Origin of the sequence: Oribacterium sinus (assembly GCF_014202695.1) — a bacterium.
GTDB lineage: Bacteria > Bacillota > Clostridia > Lachnospirales > Lachnospiraceae > Oribacterium > Oribacterium sinus.
This window is the reverse complement of sequence record NZ_JACHHH010000002.1, coordinates 96,517-114,532: the sequence shown is the minus strand read 5'-3', so window position 1 is coordinate 114,532 and position 18,016 is coordinate 96,517. Positions and strand designations below refer to the sequence as shown.

At 44.1% G+C, this 18,016-nt stretch carries 15 protein-coding genes; 4 read left to right on the top strand and 11 right to left on the bottom strand.

Annotation, left to right across the window (positions count from 1 at the left end; translation table 11 throughout):
- Window positions 1-115: 115 nt before the first annotated feature.
- From HNQ46_RS02270 to prfA, 5 genes are all read right to left on the bottom strand, one after another.
- Window positions 116-862: a hypothetical protein gene (locus HNQ46_RS02270; RefSeq protein WP_183682476.1), complete on the bottom strand. Its 747-nt coding sequence runs from the start codon at window positions 860-862 to the stop codon at window positions 116-118.
- A complete protein-coding gene (locus HNQ46_RS02265; RefSeq protein WP_183682473.1) occupies window positions 859-1,671 on the bottom strand; it encodes a GNAT family N-acetyltransferase in 813 nt (270 codons plus the stop codon). The genes HNQ46_RS02270 and HNQ46_RS02265 overlap by 4 nt, the downstream gene beginning before the upstream one ends.
- A 452-nt stretch (window positions 1,672-2,123) precedes the next feature.
- Window positions 2,124-3,272: an L-threonylcarbamoyladenylate synthase gene (locus HNQ46_RS02260; RefSeq protein WP_183682471.1), complete on the bottom strand. Its 1,149-nt coding sequence runs from the start codon at window positions 3,270-3,272 to the stop codon at window positions 2,124-2,126.
- A gap of 154 nt (window positions 3,273-3,426) precedes the next feature.
- Window positions 3,427-5,166: a glycosyl hydrolase family 18 protein gene (locus HNQ46_RS02255; RefSeq protein ID WP_183682468.1), complete on the bottom strand. Its 1,740-nt coding sequence runs from the start codon at window positions 5,164-5,166 to the stop codon at window positions 3,427-3,429.
- Between the two features lie 193 nt (window positions 5,167-5,359).
- Window positions 5,360-6,436, bottom strand: coding sequence for a peptide chain release factor 1 (gene prfA / locus HNQ46_RS02250; protein WP_007157084.1), 1,077 nt, complete (start codon window positions 6,434-6,436; stop codon window positions 5,360-5,362).
- A gap of 247 nt (window positions 6,437-6,683) precedes the next feature.
- Between prfA and HNQ46_RS02245 the strand changes: the two genes are divergently transcribed.
- Window positions 6,684-6,974, top strand: coding sequence for a glutaredoxin (locus HNQ46_RS02245; RefSeq protein WP_183682465.1), 291 nt, complete (start codon window positions 6,684-6,686; stop codon window positions 6,972-6,974).
- 15 nt (window positions 6,975-6,989) lie between these two features.
- Here HNQ46_RS02245 and HNQ46_RS02240 read toward each other — a convergent pair whose 3' ends face one another.
- From HNQ46_RS02240 to HNQ46_RS02215, 6 genes are all read right to left on the bottom strand, one after another.
- Window positions 6,990-7,778, bottom strand: coding sequence for an acyl-CoA dehydratase activase (locus HNQ46_RS02240; protein ID WP_183682461.1), 789 nt, complete (start codon window positions 7,776-7,778; stop codon window positions 6,990-6,992).
- A 32-nt stretch (window positions 7,779-7,810) separates the two neighbouring features.
- The gene (locus HNQ46_RS02235; protein ID WP_183682458.1) at window positions 7,811-8,962 is read right to left on the bottom strand and encodes a double-cubane-cluster-containing anaerobic reductase; all 1,152 of its coding nucleotides are present in this window, start codon (window positions 8,960-8,962) and stop codon (window positions 7,811-7,813) included.
- 43 nt (window positions 8,963-9,005) lie between these two features.
- Window positions 9,006-9,770: an amino acid ABC transporter ATP-binding protein gene (locus tag HNQ46_RS02230; RefSeq protein WP_183682454.1), complete on the bottom strand. Its 765-nt coding sequence runs from the start codon at window positions 9,768-9,770 to the stop codon at window positions 9,006-9,008.
- A 128-nt stretch (window positions 9,771-9,898) separates the two neighbouring features.
- Window positions 9,899-10,852 (bottom strand): transporter substrate-binding domain-containing protein, encoded by a 954-nt coding sequence (locus tag HNQ46_RS02225; RefSeq protein WP_183682451.1) that lies wholly within the window; start codon window positions 10,850-10,852, stop codon window positions 9,899-9,901.
- Between the two features lie 144 nt (window positions 10,853-10,996).
- The gene (locus tag HNQ46_RS02220) at window positions 10,997-11,671 is read right to left on the bottom strand and encodes an amino acid ABC transporter permease (protein ID WP_330604496.1); all 675 of its coding nucleotides are present in this window, start codon (window positions 11,669-11,671) and stop codon (window positions 10,997-10,999) included.
- A gap of 223 nt (window positions 11,672-11,894) precedes the next feature.
- Window positions 11,895-12,794, bottom strand: coding sequence for an AraC family transcriptional regulator (locus tag HNQ46_RS02215; RefSeq protein WP_183682448.1), 900 nt, complete (start codon window positions 12,792-12,794; stop codon window positions 11,895-11,897).
- A gap of 390 nt (window positions 12,795-13,184) precedes the next feature.
- On the opposite strand from HNQ46_RS02215, the gene gnpA reads away from it, so the two are divergent.
- The 3 genes from gnpA (at window position 13,185) to HNQ46_RS02200 (ending at window position 17,938) form a co-directional block, all read left to right on the top strand.
- Window positions 13,185-15,371: a 1,3-beta-galactosyl-N-acetylhexosamine phosphorylase gene (gene gnpA, locus HNQ46_RS02210; protein ID WP_183682437.1), complete on the top strand. Its 2,187-nt coding sequence runs from the start codon at window positions 13,185-13,187 to the stop codon at window positions 15,369-15,371.
- A gap of 226 nt (window positions 15,372-15,597) precedes the next feature.
- Window positions 15,598-16,914 carry an ABC transporter substrate-binding protein gene (locus HNQ46_RS02205; RefSeq protein ID WP_183682434.1) on the top strand — a complete coding sequence of 439 codons (1,317 nt, stop codon included), beginning with the start codon at window positions 15,598-15,600 and terminating at the stop codon, window positions 16,912-16,914.
- A 118-nt stretch (window positions 16,915-17,032) separates the two neighbouring features.
- On the top strand, window positions 17,033-17,938 hold the full coding sequence (locus HNQ46_RS02200; protein WP_183682431.1) for a carbohydrate ABC transporter permease: 906 nt from the start codon (window positions 17,033-17,035) through the stop codon (window positions 17,936-17,938).
- Window positions 17,939-18,016 lie beyond the last annotated feature (78 nt).

The window sequence follows — 18,016 nt, the reverse complement described above, 5'->3', positions numbered from 1 at the left end:
AACCAACTTCATGTACTGTATATCTTTTCGATGGAGAATATTATCCGCCCCAGAAGTTGCCGTTCCTGGGGGATTTGCGTACTGCATGAGTACTTCTATTTTACATTTCCTTGTCCTATACATGAATCGCATCGGATGCATTTATAGAATAAATTGTAGCATGCTTCAAAGCATTCCCATATTTCTTATTTTGGCCTACAAGCATTAGCACAGGAAGTATAAAAGCCTTAATGAAATACAGAATTGTCCAAATCACAGTGTTTTCGAATTGGTAAGATTTCGTTACAACTCCATACAGTAAAGTAGAATTCAGAATCAAATTAAATGTTGTGGCCAAACTAGCAGTCATTAGATTCGTCCGTATTTCGGGATGATAAAATTTTACTGCATATAGGCCAAGTAAAGAAATGTTGTAAATACAAATCGGCTTATAATCTTTCCTATAAACTACCAGTGTTTTTCGATTATAAAACAAAAACTTTTTTCTTACATAATGGGCTTCATTAATCCATACATGGCTTACAGCAGTAATTTCCGTCCAGGGCACAAGTAAATCTATTTTACAAAGGTAAATCCCCTCCTCACCAATGCTACATTTCCAGCCTATAAAAGAAAATAATAAAATGAGAAAGAGACTGATTCCCGAAAGGATATAGTTTATCTCCTCCTGACCAATACTAACCATCCCTTGAAAAAGCTCCAGTTTCTCACCACTCTTCTCGGTAATAGTCCAAAGGAAAAGAAGAGGAAGGATCACAACGATAAACAAATAGTAGCGATAATAAATACTATGAAACTTAATTCCTTTTTTCATCCTAAACGAAACTCCAACACTATGCATTAAACCTGTCAAAAAAATCATGCTTCAATCCTAAACTCCAAAAGATGCCCTAAAAGCTCCTCCGCCGGTACAGCGAATTCCTCTGCAAGCTCCTGCAAACGTTCATCGATCAAATACTTACTTTGCCTTTGGTAATGCATTAATCGCTCTCCGTGGAGAAAGCTTTCACTGATTCCATTGGCCTTTGCCCCTAACTTCCGCATCATACCGATAGAAGCTTCATTGTCCGCATCCACCCGTCCTCTATAGACAGACTCTCCGGTACGGCGCTTTAAGGCCTTCATCAAAAGTCTTAAGCTTTCTGTACCGATTCCCCGTCCTTGATATTGTTTTTTCAAGGAAATGCACAATTCCCAAGGGTTTGCCTGTAGATTTCGGATTCCACAATAGCCTAAGAATAGTCCATTAAAAGAAAATATACTGTAATAGGCTCTATTCCTATAATGGAAGCTGTTCCAAAGATTCTTTAAAAATCTTTGATCGGAAAAGGCCGCCTTAAAGAAGGAAGTATCATATTCCACCTCCATATAATCCTCCCTATCTTCCTCTGCAATTCCCAGCAAACAAAGGCTTTCTCCCTCCGCCAGAAGCTCCCCTTCCCTCGGCAAAATGCTTTCATCAAAAGCAGGATTCCTCTCCTCCAGAACTTCTTCCTCTGCGAAATGAAGTTCCTCCTCTAGTGCAGAAAAGAGGCTGCAAAATCGCTCTGCTGCCCCTTCCTTCTTGTCACCCTTTTCAATTTTTTCGATTTCTTTCAAACCTTCCAATATTTCCGAGAACAACATCTGTTCCTTCAAGTGAATATTTCTGTCCTCCTTCAGTACTTTCATAGCCACCCCTCTCTGTAGGTCGCCGTCCCACGCTCTATAATTCTCCAAGCCTTATTGCCGGAGAATATTTCTATACCGAAAAGGCTATCTTTCTAGCTTTAGGATACACCCAAGAGTATGGGATTTCTACACTTTAGAGCATAAAAGTTTTTTGCAATCCCACTAAAGGTTTAAATTATTTTTCATATTATTCCAAAATACATTTTCATGGATTTTCTATGTCTATGAAATTCAAGAAATGAAAGGACTGTAAACCAAAAAGTATATATAGTTTTCATGCAGTATAGGTCTGAATAGGGGCAATCTGAGCCCGCCGGTACTTGCGAAAAACAAAGATACTGTAGTTTTTCGCTTAGTACCGATGCAGGGCGAGGTTAGCGGGAGCGTGCCCCTATTTTAGACCTATACTGCATGGAAACTTATTATTTCTATGAAATCCCTTTATTTCACATTTAGACATAGAAAATCCTTTGTCCCGCTGCCTTCTTTAAGCGATTCATTAAGGCAAATCCTACTCCTTCTTCGGAATAGCACTCTCCCAAAATCAATTCCGCTCCCTCTTCATCCGCCTGCCGAAGCAGTCGAAACAAATTATGGGTCATGGATAGGGGCTCCTCTCGCCTACCTAAAATTTGCACTGTAAAACGACCATCCCCCTCATATAAGGACGCAGTATCCTCTCCGCAAAGAATCCAAATCCTTTTCTCCGAAGATACTGAGAGTTCCTTCTCCCCATAGGAAAGGATGGCTTTTGCTACAGACTTTTTCGCCTCTTGCTCCGGGCAATCAGAAAGTTCCTTTCCCCCATAAGAAAGGATAAATTTTGTGATGTCCTCTTGCCCTGACCTTGTCTCATCTTCTTCCTTTTTCTTAAAGAGTATCATCTCCGCCTTAGGCGCATAATGCCGGTACTTCATGCCGGGAGCCTTTGGGGTAAAGCCCTCTGCCATGCTCTTTCCCAATAAAGTCGGGTCAATGGCCACCTTTTCCCCTAAAACCTCTTCCAAATCCTCTATCGTAATAGCTCCCGGACGAAGCAGGGTGGGACAGTTTTCACTTAAGTCCACAATGGTGGATTCCACCCCGATGCCTACTGCTCCATCCTCTAAAATCCCCTCAATTCTCCCTCCCAAATCTTCAAATACATGGGAAGCCTCTGTGGGACTGGGTCGCCCGGAAAGATTGGCGGAAGGTCCTGCAATGGGAAAGCCGCAGGCGCGAATCAGGTCGAGGGTTAAGGCATTTTCCGGAGAACGGAGAGCCACCGTTTCCAGTCCTCCCGTACTTTCTTTGGGCACCAAGTCGGACTTTGGCAGTACCAGCGTCAAGGGTCCCGGCCAAAAGGCTTCCATCAGCTTCTTTGCCTTTTCCGGTAAAGCCTTCACCAAAGGATAGACCTCTTCTATAGAGGAAACGTGCAAAATCAAAGGATTGTCGGAGGGTCTACCCTTAGCGGCGTAAATCTTTTTTGCCGCCTCCTTATCCAAACCGTTCCCTCCTAAGCCGTATACAGTTTCCGTAGGGAAAGCCACTAAGCCTCCCCCCTTTAGAATCTCAGCGGCCTCTGAAATCCCTTCTTTTCCAAAGATTTTTGTCTTCATCCTGACGCCTCTAATTTAAGATGTTTCTATAATGCTTTTACGATATAATCACGCTTTGTTAAAATGCTGTTTTGATGCCGGTTAATCATGCTTCGTTAAAATGCCGGTTTAATACTGGTTTAATGCCGGTCTGATGCCGCTTAATCATGCTGTTTTATGAAGTCTTTTCTTCTAAATTCAGAATAGACCAAAAGCCCTGAGGCTCCTGTCCCAGCTTCCAAGCCGCAACACCTTGAATGCCCTTTTCCCGAAGCAGGCTCATCTTTGCTTCCATGGACTTTTCATCCTCCATCCAGATTTCCTTTTTCTCATTTCCATCCTGAATCACACCGTAGTATTGACCAATATCCTCTTTCCACTCTAAAGGAACATTTTTCTCTGTAATCCATTCCTTGGCCTTTGTGATGGAAAGAGCCTCGGAACGGAGCTTTCCGTTTGCATCGGTAATCCACACTCTGGTATAGAAAGGAAGGGCGATAATCACCCTGTTCTTATCCATCTTCGCAGCACTTTCGTCAATTCCCCTCTCCACATAGCTTAAAGAGGACACGGAGCCTGCTTCCTCGGATCCTGCATAATGCTCGTCATAGCACATAATAACCACATAGTCGCAAATTTCTCCCAGCTCCTTGATATTGTAGTAAGCATTATAAGAATAGGGAACATAGCAATCCACGCTCAAAAAGAGCTCCTCGGTACGGCAGGCAATGGACAGCTCCCGCATGAATTCCAGATAATCTCTGGCTGCGCTTTCCGGTAAAAGCTCAATGTCCACATTGATACCGTCAACCTGCTTTTCCTTTAAATCCTTGACCAGATTTTCAATTAAAGCACTTCGATGCTTTGCCGCAGAAAAAAGCGCCTTGGCATCCACCTTTCCCGCATCAAAGTTATTCAGGGTGGCAAATACCTTCTTTCCTGCTGCATGAGCCTTGGCTACATAGTTGGCATCACTATAAGAAATAAAGTTCCCGGCATTGTCGGAAAGCACATACCAGGTAGGCGCCACAATATTTGCCTCAGCTGCATTGGGAAGCAAAGTATCCAAAGTATTATTGGCTTCCCGGGTAGTAATCTGGTGGAAGGCCAAAGTCGGATGGACTCCTTCCCCCATACTTTTATGAGAATAAACCGGAGCTTGGAAGTCGGAGCTCTTTTCAATCTCCACCTCATCCCCTAAACGACTGTTTCGAAGATAACCGATAAAGCCGTCCTTGGTTTCCACCTTGGACCACTTCTCCATTTTCTCCAAAACAAGAACCTTATCTCCCTTTTCCAAGTCGGTAAGGATAGGGCTTTTCACTCCCCCCTGTACACGAACCGCCTCTTTAGCCGTTAAAGTAGCCTGCTTTTCCTTACCAAAAGCATTGTAGAGGAAGACTCTCTTATGCTCCGTATCCGTAAAGTTCTCCACTTCCAAAGCGGTATGGGACTGAATCAGAGAGAGGCTGAGGAAAATGTTTTTCCCATCCACAAAATAGGGAAGCTTTCCATCCTTTCCCTTTTCTCCCGGCTGATAGATTTCCACAGAATCCGGCAAAGCATAGCGAAGGGTTTTCTCATCATCGTCATAGTAAAAACGAATATTTAATTGCTTCACCACAAAGCCATAGGGAAGATACACCTCTCCGTCCTGCATTCTTCCCAGAGTCAGTACAGAATCTTCCACCTGCTTTTCATGGTTTAAATACAGCTCCACATTGTCTCCGGATACGGAAAAATAGCTATTTAAATCCGCTCTAGCTTTGGTAGGCATATATTTCTTCACATAGTAAAAAAGCCCTGCCCCGGCAAAAAGCAAAATGAAGCAAAAAAAGATCAGAAAAAAAGGAAGCAGGCTCTTTCCCTCACTCTTCCCCCTTTTTCTGCTCTGTCTTTCTCTTTGTTCTTCCATTCCTTACCCCTTCTAAACTTTTTAAATTCACTATTCCAAGTCCTATGTCCCTTTTGTTTTGCATCTTAATCCTTTTCTTTTTTCTTATAACACCGTGGGAAAGACTTGAAAATTTCCTTAACACTCTATATGGAAACTATTTTATTATACAAAAATCCCCCCTTTTCCCCATTAAGAAAAGGAGGCATTTTCCTTAATTCTTCTCTTCCAAACGAGCCAGTTTCTCTGCCTGATCCTCGGTAATCAAAGGATCGATTAAAAGGTCCAGATCCCCGGAAAGCACTGCATCAATATTGTAAAGAGTAAGCTTAATTCTATGATCTGTTACTCTTCCCTGAGGGAAGTTATAAGTACGAATCTTCTCGGAACGGTCTCCCGTTCCCAGCTGAGAACGCTTTTCCGCCGCATTTTCCGACTGCTGCTTTTCCAACTCGATTTCATAAAGTCTTGCTCTCAAAAGTCTCATAGCCTTCTCTCGGTTTTGCACCTGAGAACGCTCTTCCTGACACTCTGCCACAAGACCTGTAGGCTCATGAATCAGTCGAACCGCAGAAGAAGTCTTGTTGATATGCTGTCCACCTGCTCCGGAGGAACGGAAAACCTCCATACGCACATCCGCAGGATTGATTTCTACCTGCACATCCTCTACCTCCGGCATAACCGCCACAGTTGCAGTGGAGGTATGAATTCTTCCGCCACTTTCCGTCTCCGGAACACGCTGTACTCTGTGTACCCCGGACTCATATTTTAAACGGGAGTAAGCACCGTGACCGTCTACAATAAAGACTACTTCCTTTAACCCCCCAAGGCCGGTTTCATTAAAGGAAACAAGCTCTGTCTTCCAGCCTCTTTTTTCCGCATAGCTAGTGTACATTCTATAAAGAGATCCGGCAAATAAAGCCGCTTCCTCTCCCCCTGCACCGCCACGGATTTCCATTACGATGTTCTTATCATCATTTTCATCCTTAGGTAAGAGGAGAAGCTGAATCTCCTTGGTAAGTCTCTCTTGGTCTTCCTTGGCCTGCTGCAATTCTTCCTTGGCCATCTCCAGAATTTCCTTATCCTTTTCATTGTCCAAAAGGGAAAGAGCCTCCTCTTCACTTTGCTCCGCCTTTCGGAAAGCCAAATAAGCCTTATAAATCGGCTCCAGGCTGGTCTGCTCCAAAATCAACTTTTTATACTGACTAATGTCGGAAACCACCTCCGGAATCGTCAGGTTATGCATAATTTCTTCGTAATGCTTTTTTACTTCTTCTAAATTTTCAAACATCCTTTACTCCTTGTAATGGAATTTTTCCCAAGAGGGGATTCAAGCTGTAAGACCTGCACGCCTAAAGGGGCTGCCTTGGCCCTACACTATGCATTCGCAAAGAGAACGCCTCATCTCTACACTATGCACTTGCAAAGGGAACTATATAGCAAAAAGCCTCCCCCTGTCAAATGGGATTTCCGCTTGACTCCGTACTATATTTTCGTATAGTGATAAAGGAAAAGAAATTCACTAAAAAGGAGGAAATATGAAGGTTCAAATCGTTGGTAGTCACATGTGTCCGGGATGCGTAGAAATTCTGGAAGAAATGAAGAAAAGAAATGTAGATGTGGATTTTGTAAATATTTTTGAGGATTTTCACTCTCTGAAATATTATCTGATGTTACGGGAGCAGGAGGACTGCTATGCGGAGATTCGGAAGCAGGCCCTTCAGTCTGATTATCCTGAAAATGGCAGACTGGGCATTCCTTGCATGATTCTTCCGGACGGAAGAAAGTTCTTGGATATGGATGAGGCATTGAAGGCTTTGGAAGCTTAATAGCTCCAAAGCCCCCTACATTCTACCCTTTTCTACCTGCTCCTTTGCCAGTACCGCAGCACCTAATGCTCCGGCATAGCGGGCATTTTTATGGGAGTGAATAGGCTTTCCGATTTTCTCCGATAAAATCTCCTGAAAATAGGCCGCTTCACAGAGCCCTCCGGTAAGATAGACCTCCGGGCTTTGATCTCTGAGCCTTCCCAACATTTGCACCACCTTTCCTGCAACGGATTGCAGGATGCCGTAAGCAATATTGGCTCGTTCAATCCCCTGTCCCACCAAGGAAATTACCTCTGATTCCGCAAAAACCGTACACATAGAGCTGATTTTTACTTCTTCGGTATGCTCCTTGGCAAGAGAATTCAAGTCCTCCATGGAAATGTTTAAACGGTTTGCCATAACCTCCAAAAACTTCCCTGTTCCTGCGGAGCATTTGTCGTTCATAAAAAATTCTTCCACGGTTCTCCCCTTACAGGTAATGACCTTGGTATCCTGACCGCCCACATCAATCACATTCATGGCTTCATTCCCAAAAAGAGCCATGGCCCCTTTGGCATGGCAGGTGATTTCCGTCATGGTTTTTCCCGCAAAGGCCACCGCGTTTCTACCGTAACCCGTGGCAATGCAGGCATAATGTTCTTCATCCATGGGTTCTTCCAATCTTTCCCCAATGGACTTTAGGGCCTCAAAGCTACTCCAGCCGGTAGGCACGGAAAAGGCTTGAAGAATCTCGCCTTTCCCGTCTAAAACCACCGCCTTTCCCGCTGTGGAGCCTATATCAATTCCTAAATATTTTCTCTCCATCTTTCCTTCCCTACAAAAAGACTAAAAAGGAATTACAGCATCTCGATAAATGCTGCCACACGGGTATTTAACTGTCCCACATCGGACTGAGAGTAGTCAGTCTCTACATTAAGATAAGGAATGCCCTTTTCTTCATTTACAAAGCGGCGAATCTTATTGGTCTCAATAGCATAGGTATGGCAGGCCTGCAAGGTCATATCCAAAACACCATCCGCATGATACTCACTGATCATATCGCCCAAAGTCTGGAAACGGTTATTATTCGGTGTCATTACAGAGCAGCCAATAGCCAGGTATCTTCTGGAAATTGCCTCGTAGATATCTTCAGCATTTTCATCCACCTGAATACCGATAGCCTTTTCTCCTGTACAGTTTTCATATCCTACTACTACACCGCCATTTTCCTCTACCGCACGAATGACCTTCTCGGTAGCTCCTCCGATAGGGCAGCCTGTAATCAGTATACGGGGGCGCTTCTCAAAATGTTTTCCTGCCTTATATTCCTCTTCTGTCTTCTGCTTTAAGGCGATGATTTCCTCCGCCAATGCCGCTCTATCAAACTTAAAGGTAGAGCCGTAGAGTACCTTAAAAACATCATATCCGGAAATCGGTGTAGGATCGTGCTTCATGAGTCCGTAGAAATCCTTTAATGCCTGATTGGCTCTATTGTTGACTCTGGTGGCTTCTCTAACCATTTCATCGGTAATATCCACCTGGAACTTCTCGGACAGATAGTCCTTTAAACGAATGATTTCGTTTCGATACAGCTGAACAGCCAATTCTGTCTGCTCATGGGGCAGCCGCAGGAAGAAAACGTCCTTAAACTCGCTCATCAGTTCGTACATCTTCTTCTTTCCGTCACAGGTGCTTTCTCCCACAACCACGTCGGAAAAATAGAAGAAGGGACACTTGTCGGTTTTTGCAAAACCATAGCTTGACTTAATCAAAGGGCAGAGATTCTTGGGTAAATCCTTCTCCGCCTCTGCAATGGTTTCATCGGAAGTGGAGCAAAGAGAAACGCTGGCTGCTCCTGCCGCCATAGCGATTTCCTTCGGAAAATAAGTACAATAGGATCCTACAATGGGCTTCCCCTGATCCTTCCATTCCTTCACCATCAGGAAGGACTTCTTTCTCTGCTCCGCAAAACTCTCAAAAATCTCCGGCAAATCCTGTACAAGTTGCATGTTTGTCTCCTTTCCAAAATAGACGCAAGTAGAATATATTGTGCTACAGCTCCTCTTCCCTCCTGACAAAGGAGAGAAACTGTTGTAACCTTTCCTGTTTGGTATCGGAGAAAAACTCCTCCGGTGGGGCATCCACCTGAATCTTTCCTTCTTCCATAAATAAAATTCGGTTTGCCACCTGTCTGGCAAAGGAAATTTCATGGGTGACGATAAGCATGGTGCGCCCCTCTTTCGCTACCTCTTGTATGGTAGCCAAGACTTCCTTTACCCACTCCGGATCCAGAGCCGAGGTGGGTTCATCGAATAAAATCACCTCGGGGTTTACCGCCAATGCTCTGGCAATGCCCACTCTTTGCTGCTGTCCTCCGGACAGCTTGGACGGATAGAAGTCCATTCTATCCCCCATCCCTACTTGCTCTAATAAATGCTTGGAAATTTCTTCCGCCTCCGCTTTGGGCATCTTTTGCACCTTCGTTAAGGCTTCCATAACATTTTCCAAGGCAGTTTTGTTTTTAAACAGGTTGAACTGCTGAAAAACCATGGAAGATTTCCGCCGTAAAGCATAAACTTCTTCCTTTGTGTGGGACTTTACGTCCACTGTACATTCCCCGATGCGAATCTTTCCTTCGCTGGGTACCGTAAGATAATTTAAACAACGAAGCAGGGTGGACTTTCCCGTTCCGGAAGGACCAATGATGGCTACAATATCTCCTTTATGAATCTCCAAGGAAATATCCTTTAAAACCTCTGTTCCTCCCGGAAAGCTTTTGGACAAATGTTCAATTTCTATGAGCACTTCTTTTGCCACGGATTGTCCTCCCTACTTCTATGCATAATCCTTTACATACTTCTTTACATAATTCTTTACATAATTCTTTGCATACTTCAATATGTACTGCTGTATGAATACTCTTCTTATACTCTTCCGCTTATTTCTTATTCCACGGTAAAGCCAAGCTCACTGTAAGGAATAATGTTCTTGGTCATATCGGAATACATATATTTCTCTACAATCTTTGCTACAGTTCCGTCCTCCAGCATTTCGGAAAGAACCACATTTACCTCATTTCTTAAAGCCTTACCCTCATCAGTTTTGGCAAAGTAGTAAGCAACATCGTTGGCATAAAGTCGCTCATCCAAGAAACGAAGCTTATTGTTGCTGGCATTTTCCCACTTATAGACTGCGGAGTCTGTGGAAGCAAAGGCATCCAGTCTTCCCAAAAGAACATCCTGATATCCTGCGGAACCGTTCTCTCCCTCATACAGGGTTACAGTAAAGCCCTTTTCCTGTCCCATTCTTTCAATGGTCTGCTGGGCAGCCTGTCCGTTTAATACTCCAACCTTCTTATCCTTTAAATCATCGAAGGTCTTAATGGCACTGTCTTCCTTTACCACTACGCACTGTGCATCTCCATAGTAAGGTACGGAGACCAAATACTTCTGCACTCTGTCAGCATTTACCGCATAACAGTTTGCAGCCACATCCGCTCTCTTCGCATCCACCTGTCCGAAGGTTGCTCCGGAGCCGGTAGCCTGCATGACGTCAATGGTCCAACCGGTTCTGTTTCCTATTTCTTTCCAGATTTCCGCATCAATACCGGTCCAGTTGCCCTTCTCATCAATCAAGCTGTAGGGCTCTCCTCCACCGCTGGTAGCTACATGGACGGTTCTTCCTTTTGTGATTTCCACCTTGGCACTATCACTGCCTGCCTTCTCTGTAGCTTTCTCACTTTCTCCCGCCTTCTCCTCGGCTTTCTCAGAAGCTACCTCAGTAGCCTTCTCACTGGCATTTTCGCTTCCTGCCGCAGTTGTTGCAGTCTTGGCTCCTCCGCAGGCATTTAATGCCAATGCAGCCAAGGCCAAAGCAATCCATAAATTCTTTTTCTTCATTTTTCTTCCTCCCTACACAAAAGTTTCGCTTTTCCAAGCAGTAGCCGGTGTTCTTTGAATTTCCGTATAAAAGCTCTTTCATCAGGAAAGCTTTATCCCAGAGCGCTGTCGATAAGCCAAATACGCCTACAGCATTTCTTTCCTTTAGTAAGCTTCCTTTAGACGCTTCTCCACTATTTTCCGGAAAAAATCAAAGAAACTAATCACAACCCAGTACACCAGCATCACTGCCCCATAAACTTCAAAATAACGGTAGCTTTGGGAGCCTTCCGTTCTGGCTGCTCCCATGATATCTGGAACCCCCAGCATAAAGGCTAGGGAACTGGATTTGATTAGATTGATAAAGTCATTAAAGAGGGGGGGTATAGCCACACGAATTGCCTGAGGTAAGACAATGCGGTATACCACCTGAAAGTGAGTCATCCCTAAAGACAGAGCCGCTTCTTTCTGTCCTTCTTCTACAGACATAAGGGCTCCTCGGATGCTTTCTGACATAAATGCTCCAACATTGACACTCAGCACAAAGGCTACTGCGGAAATCGGTGTCATGTCTCTTACAAGAACACTGTAAACCGCCAAGCCGAAATAAAAGAAATAAAGCTGGGCAACGATGGGGGTTCCCCGCATAAAGGAAACCAAAAATTTACATAAGGGGTTTAAAATCGGAACCTGATAATAAGAAATAATGGCAATCAAAATGCCTAAAATCAGGGAGAAAAATGTTGCGATTAAAGCGATTTCCAGAGTTACGGGAACCTTTAGGAAAATCTTGGGAACCACAGAAAAAAAATAAGAAACATCAAACATTGCGCTATCCACTTTCCTCTATACAAGCCTTAAAATTCGTGTCAAAAAGAAAATTTTTCTTTTATAGGATAAACGAAAATGCATAGCATGACAAATTCTGAAAACTTATAATTTCTTATATTTATAGAGAATTTAAATATGCGCATTTTTTATGAGTCTCCTTAGCAAAAAAGAGAGTGCATCCACTCTCCTTAAGCTGATATTTCTATTCTATATACCTATAACTGTCTTACCCTTATGCTTCCTCCGCCAACGACCTTATGGACTGAGCATACTCCGAAGGAGACATGTCACACTCTTTTTTAAACTGCCGGGAAAAATAATGAATGGAGGAATAGCCCAGCTGGTCTGCAATCTGGGTAAAGTTTAACTGCCCCTCTCGAATCATCCGCTTTGCGGTATCAATCTTCATCTTATGGAAGAGTTCCATCACTCCCATGCTTCCCACTTCCTGAAAAAGCTTTTGCAAATGAGAGCGTCCCAAAAGCATATCTCGACAGATTTCCTCTATAGTAAGCTTCTCCTGAATTCTTCTTTCCAGATACTCTACCACGCTGTTATAAAGCTCCCGTTTCCGATTTCCCTTTTCCACAAAATACTCCGTACTTCTCCCCGGTAAGGGTAAAGAAAAATACCGTCTGTATAAGGAAATCAAAAACTCCGCCAAATACTGCCGAATCAGCTGTTGCCCGCCGAAATTTTGCTCCGGAGAGAAAAGCAGCTTCTTTTGGTAGGGCTGATCCATTCTTCCGCTGAAAACATTGCTGCCTTCTTGAATAATTTTCGATAAAATCCGCTTTTCCTGCTCCGTAACGGAAAGACATTTTCTACGAAAATGCCAGAGGGCGGGACTGTGGCAGTAAAAACTGATGACCACAAGGCTGGGCGCACTCTTTCCGTTGGTTAAGACATTATGAAACTCATTGGGTTCATGAAAGAGTATTTCTCCCTTTTTCAGGGGAATCTCCTTCTCTCCCGCAATAGCGGTGATTTCTCCGGAATCCACACAAACAAATTCCCAAAAGGGATGAGCCTCTCCGGGAAAGGCAAAATCTTTATGATATTGAAAATAATGAAGAGATACCAGTTCCAAAATCTCTATAGAATCCTGCAAATACACGCTTTCGTAATCCATTCTTCCCTCCCTAAACTTGCCTTTACCCCCAATACCGATACATTTGTTGTATTTTCAGCAGTTAATATGCACTTAAAATGCACTTAAAACGTACTTAAAACGCTATGGAAGCTTAATAAGCTGTTTTTCCTTCTTGTCCTCCAGCATCGCTATACTATTCGATTATACCAATTAAATCGCTAATCATGCAAATATATATTCCCATTTTTTATGCTTTTTGCACTAAAATACGGGGTGGATTTATTTTCACTTTTAACACCAATCATGGCTATAAAGCAAAACCGGGCTTAAATAGCAGTCATAGGAAATGGTCTCAGTGCAAAGCAAGAAATGCAGATGAATTTCGCAATAGGGAAAACAGAAAATACCAAGGAATAGAGAGGCAGCATTATGGGAAAAAGAACAGGACAATTAACTCTTCCCGGAGAAGAGAATTTTTTTGAAGAAACCAAGGAACTGGTGGAGCGTTTAGGAGCTGATGCCATCAGAGACAGTGACGGCACGCACTTGGATCCAAAAAGCAAAACTCTGCCGGTAAAAATTTACAGCACTTATTTTGTAGCCAGAGGGCACAATGAATTTGCAGAAAAGCATCCGGAGGAGTGTCAGCAATTTTATCTGATGTCAAAGCCTCTAACCGCCTATTCCTCCCACTTGGAAATCCCCTATATGGAAGGCTTCTTTCCAAAGCAGGTAAGTCCGGACTTTGACCATGATCCGAAAAAATGGTGGGAGCTTATAGACCGTAGTACAGGGGAAGTGGTAGAGTCCTCCCTTTGGAGCCTAAAGACAGAAAAGACGGAAGAGGGAAATCAGTATCTCCTGATTCTGGAAGATGCTCTTCCCTTCCACCGTTATACCCTAAGCTTTTTGGCCTATGCCCTTTGGGATCCCACAGAGCTTTATAACCACATTACCAACCAATGGGGGGATAAGCCCGGAGACATCCCTTTTGACATTCGGAAGCCCCACAGTAAAGCCTTTGCAAAATCCTGTCTTAGTCAGTGGTTGGCAGAACACCCGGATACGGATGTGGTGCGCTTCACCACCTTTTTCTACCATTTTACCCTCCTTTTCAATCATGAAGAAAAGGAAAAATATGTGGATTGGTTTGGCTATGGAAACACCGTTTCCACAGATGCTTTAGAGGCCTTTGAAGAGGAATACGGCTATGCTCTTCGGCCGGAGGATTTGGTGGACGAGGGATATTTCAACAGTACCTTCCGTATTCCCAGCAAGGCTTATCTGGATTACATGGATTTTATCCAGCGCTTCGTGGCCAAGGAAGCCAAGGAGCTGGTGGAGCTTTGCCATAAGGAAGGCAGAGAAGCCATGATGTTCCTGGGGGATAACTGGATCGGTACAGAGCCCTATGGAAAATATTTTCCCTCCATCGGCTTAGACAGCGTGGTGGGAAGCGTGGGAGGAGGGGCTACTCTTCGTCTGATTTCCGACATTCCCGGAGTCCGTTATACCGAAGGGCGTTTCCTTCCCTACTTCTTCCCGGACAGCTTCTCCCCCGGTATGCATCCCGAAAAGGAAGCCATAGAAAACTGGATTAGCGCAAGACGGGCCATTTTCAGAAGTCCCATTGACCGCATCGGTTACGGCGGATATTTGAGCCTTGCCTACAAGTTCCCCGCCTTTTTGGACAGCATGGAAAAGGTGGCGGAGGAATTTAGAGAAATTCATCAGGAAGTAAAGGGTCAGAAAGCCTACAACAAATGTAAGGTAGCCATCCTGAATGCCTGGGGAAAAATTCGTTCCTGGCAGGCTTACATGGTGGCGCACGCCCTGTATTATCAGCAGATTTACAGCTATTTCGGTATTTTGGAAGCCCTGTCCGGTATGGCGGTGGAGGTGGAATTCCTCTCCTTTACCGATCTTTTGGAAAATGGAATTCCAAAAGACATTGATGTCATCCTGAACGCAGGAGATGCAGGTACCTCCTGGTCCGGTGGAGAAATCTGGCAAAATGAAAAGCTTTGCACCATGATTCGGCAATTCGTCTATGAGGGTGGCGGCTTTATCGGTGTGGGAGAACCCTGCGCTACGCCGTATCAAGGTAGCTTCTTCCAGCTTTCCGATGTGCTGGGTGTAGAGAAGGAGCTGGGCTTCAGCCTGTCTACAGACAAGTATTTTAAAACGGAAAAGACCGCCCACTTCTTACTGGAGGACTTTTCCAAAGAAGAGCTTTCCTTTGGAGAGAGCAAGAAAAACATTTACGCAACAGATAAAGATACAGAGATTTTGGAATATAGCGACGGTTCTGTGCACCTTTCTTCCCATGCTTTCGGAAAGGGTCGAGGCATCTATATGGCAGGACTTCCCTACTCTCCGAAAAACACCAGACTTCTTTTACGGGCTCTTTTATACAGTTGCGGTAAGGAAAATGAATATGCTCTCTACCAGGCCACAAACCCCAGCTGTGAAGTTCACGCCTATCCGGAAAAAGGGCTACTTGCGGTTTTAAACAATAGTCAAGTGCCTCAAGATACCGGCTATTATGACGGAAAGGGAAGGCTACAGGAAATCCATTTGGAAGCCGGGGAAATGCAGTGGCATAAAGAAGCATAGGGCAGAAAAGTACATGGCATGATAAGCCAAAATAGCACGAGGTTAAAAGGATAAATGCTTTACACAATCGTATAAAGATTATTTAGGAAATTCTCCCTATACTTAGAAGAAAATAACAGAGGTTTTTGTTTCTTCTATATAATTCATAAAAAATAAGAAGAAGCAGGACAAAGAGAGGAAATCCCCTACAGTAAGCAAGGGAATTTTCTGGAAAACGGAGGAAAATATGAAAAGAAAATTATTGTATCCCATCGCCGTAATGGCATCATTAGCTCTTGCGCTTACAGCATGCGGCGGCAGCCAGACAAAGGAAAGCGCAAAAGATGAGAAAAGCGAAAGCAAGGCAGAAGCAGGCAGCAAAGCGGAAAAGGCTGATGCTTCCGCACAGAGTGGAGACGGATTAGTATACTGGTCCATGTGGGAGGCTACAGAGCCACAGGGACAGGCTTTGAAAGAAGCGATTGATGCTTTCACCAAGGATACCGGCATCGCCGTAGATGTACAGTTTAAGGGAAGAACCGGAATCCGTGAAGGATTACAGCCCGCACTGGATGCCGGAACCAACATTGACCTTTTCGATGAGGATATCGACCGTGTAAACAAGACCTGGTCTGCTTACCTTTTAGATTTAGAAGAATTGGCAAAGGCAAATGACTATGAGAAGACGGCAAATGCCGGTTTGATTGCAGCTTGTAGAGAAGTAGGCGGAGGAACTTTAAAGTCTATTCCTTACCAGCCAAATGTATTTGCTTTCTTCTACAATAAGGCAATCTTTGAAGAAGCAGGTGTAAAAGAAGTACCAAAGACCTGGGAGGAACTGGATAAGGCTTGTGCTTTAATCAAGGAGAAGGGCTATGCTCCTATCACCAGCGATGATGCTTATATCTTAAGTAGCTTCGGATATCACCTGTCCAGAATCAACGGTTATGAGAAAGCTTCTTCTATTGTAAAAGATGGAAAGTGGGATGATCCTTCCGTTCTTGCAGTGGCTAAGGCTTACGAAGACTTTGCCAAGAAAGGCTATTTCTCCGAGAGCATTGCTTCCAATGTTTGGCCTGCAGGGCAGAACCAGGAATTGGCTGCAGGAACTGCTGCAATCTACTTAAACGGTTCTTGGCTTCCAAACGAAGTGAAAGATATTGCCGGTGACGACTTCCAGTGGGGATGCTTTAGCTATCCTGCAGTAGAAAACGGAGTAGATGGCATTGAAGCAGCGAACTTCGGAGCACAGGTATTGGCAATCAACAAGAATTCCAAGCATGCTGAAGATGCATTCAAGTTAATCACCTACTTCACCAAGGGTAAGTACGACCAGAAGCTTTCCGAGATGTCTTTGGGAATTCCTGCAGACAGCGACAATAAGGAATGGCCTGAGATTTTATCCTCTGTAAAGCCTGTTATGGAGAGCTTAAAGACTCGTTATCCTTGGGCAGCTTCCGCAGAAGATAATGCTGATATGACTCCTATCTTAAAGGAGAACTTCACAAAGCTTTGCGGCGGCAGCATCACTGCTGAGGAGTTTGTAAAGAATTTACAGAAGTAATGAAATAGTAAAACGACATTTGACGCTGTGAAAAAAGGAAATCAGGGTCCTCCCCAAAAATGGGGAGGGGAATCCCTTCAAACTTCTTTTTTCACAGCCAATTTTTTAGGAGGCTACAGTGAAAAAGAATTCTGCTATACTATTTGCCTTTGTCAGTCCTGCGGCAATTCTCTTTCTTTTGGTGTTTCTTTATCCCATCCTGAGAACCTTGTGTATGAGCTTCTTTAAGATTGACGGGGTAACGGATGCCTTTTCCAAATGGCAGTTTGTGGGATTGGAAAACTATCAAAAGCTATTAAGCACCACCCTTTTCCGGATTTCTATGGGAAATCTCTTCCGGATTTGGGCTTTTGGGGGAATCCTGGTGCTCAGCCTTTCCCTTCTTTTTGCAGTAATTATAACCTCCGGAATCCGTGGCAAAAGCTTTTTCCGTGCCATGATTTATCTTCCCAATATTGTTTCTGCAGTGGCCTTAGCCACCATGTGGCTTCAGTATGTTTACAGCCCGAAATTCGGCTTACTGAAGAGCTTTTTCACCATGATACATCTGGATAAGCTGGCCAGGATTCAATGGCTCAGCAATGACCATAAGTTTATGGCTCTTTTGATTGCCTATTGCTTCGGCATGGTGGGCTATCACATGTTGATTTTTGCCAGCGGCATCGAGAGAATCAGTGGAGACTACTTTGAAGCTGCCACCTTAGACGGCGCCAATAGACTCCAGCAATTCCGACATATTACCCTTCCTCTTTTAAAGGGAATGTTCCATACCAATATCACCATGTGGTCTGTCAGCAGCGTAGGCTTCTTCGTCTGGTCCCAGCTTTTCTCCACGGTAACGGCGGACACCCAGACCATCACCCCCATGGTCTATATGTATATGCAGATTTTCGGAGCAGGAAACAGTGTTACGGAGCGAAATGCGGGAATCGGAGCCGCGGTAGGGGTTTGCTTAAGCCTTTGTGTAGTCCTAATCTTCCAGCTTTGCAATCGACTCTTCAAGGACAAGGATTTGGAGTTCTAGAATTGCTGAAAATACTATAACTAAGATTCTAAAGTATTTTCCATTATGAAAAATCATATTACCAAGTCTAGGATGGCT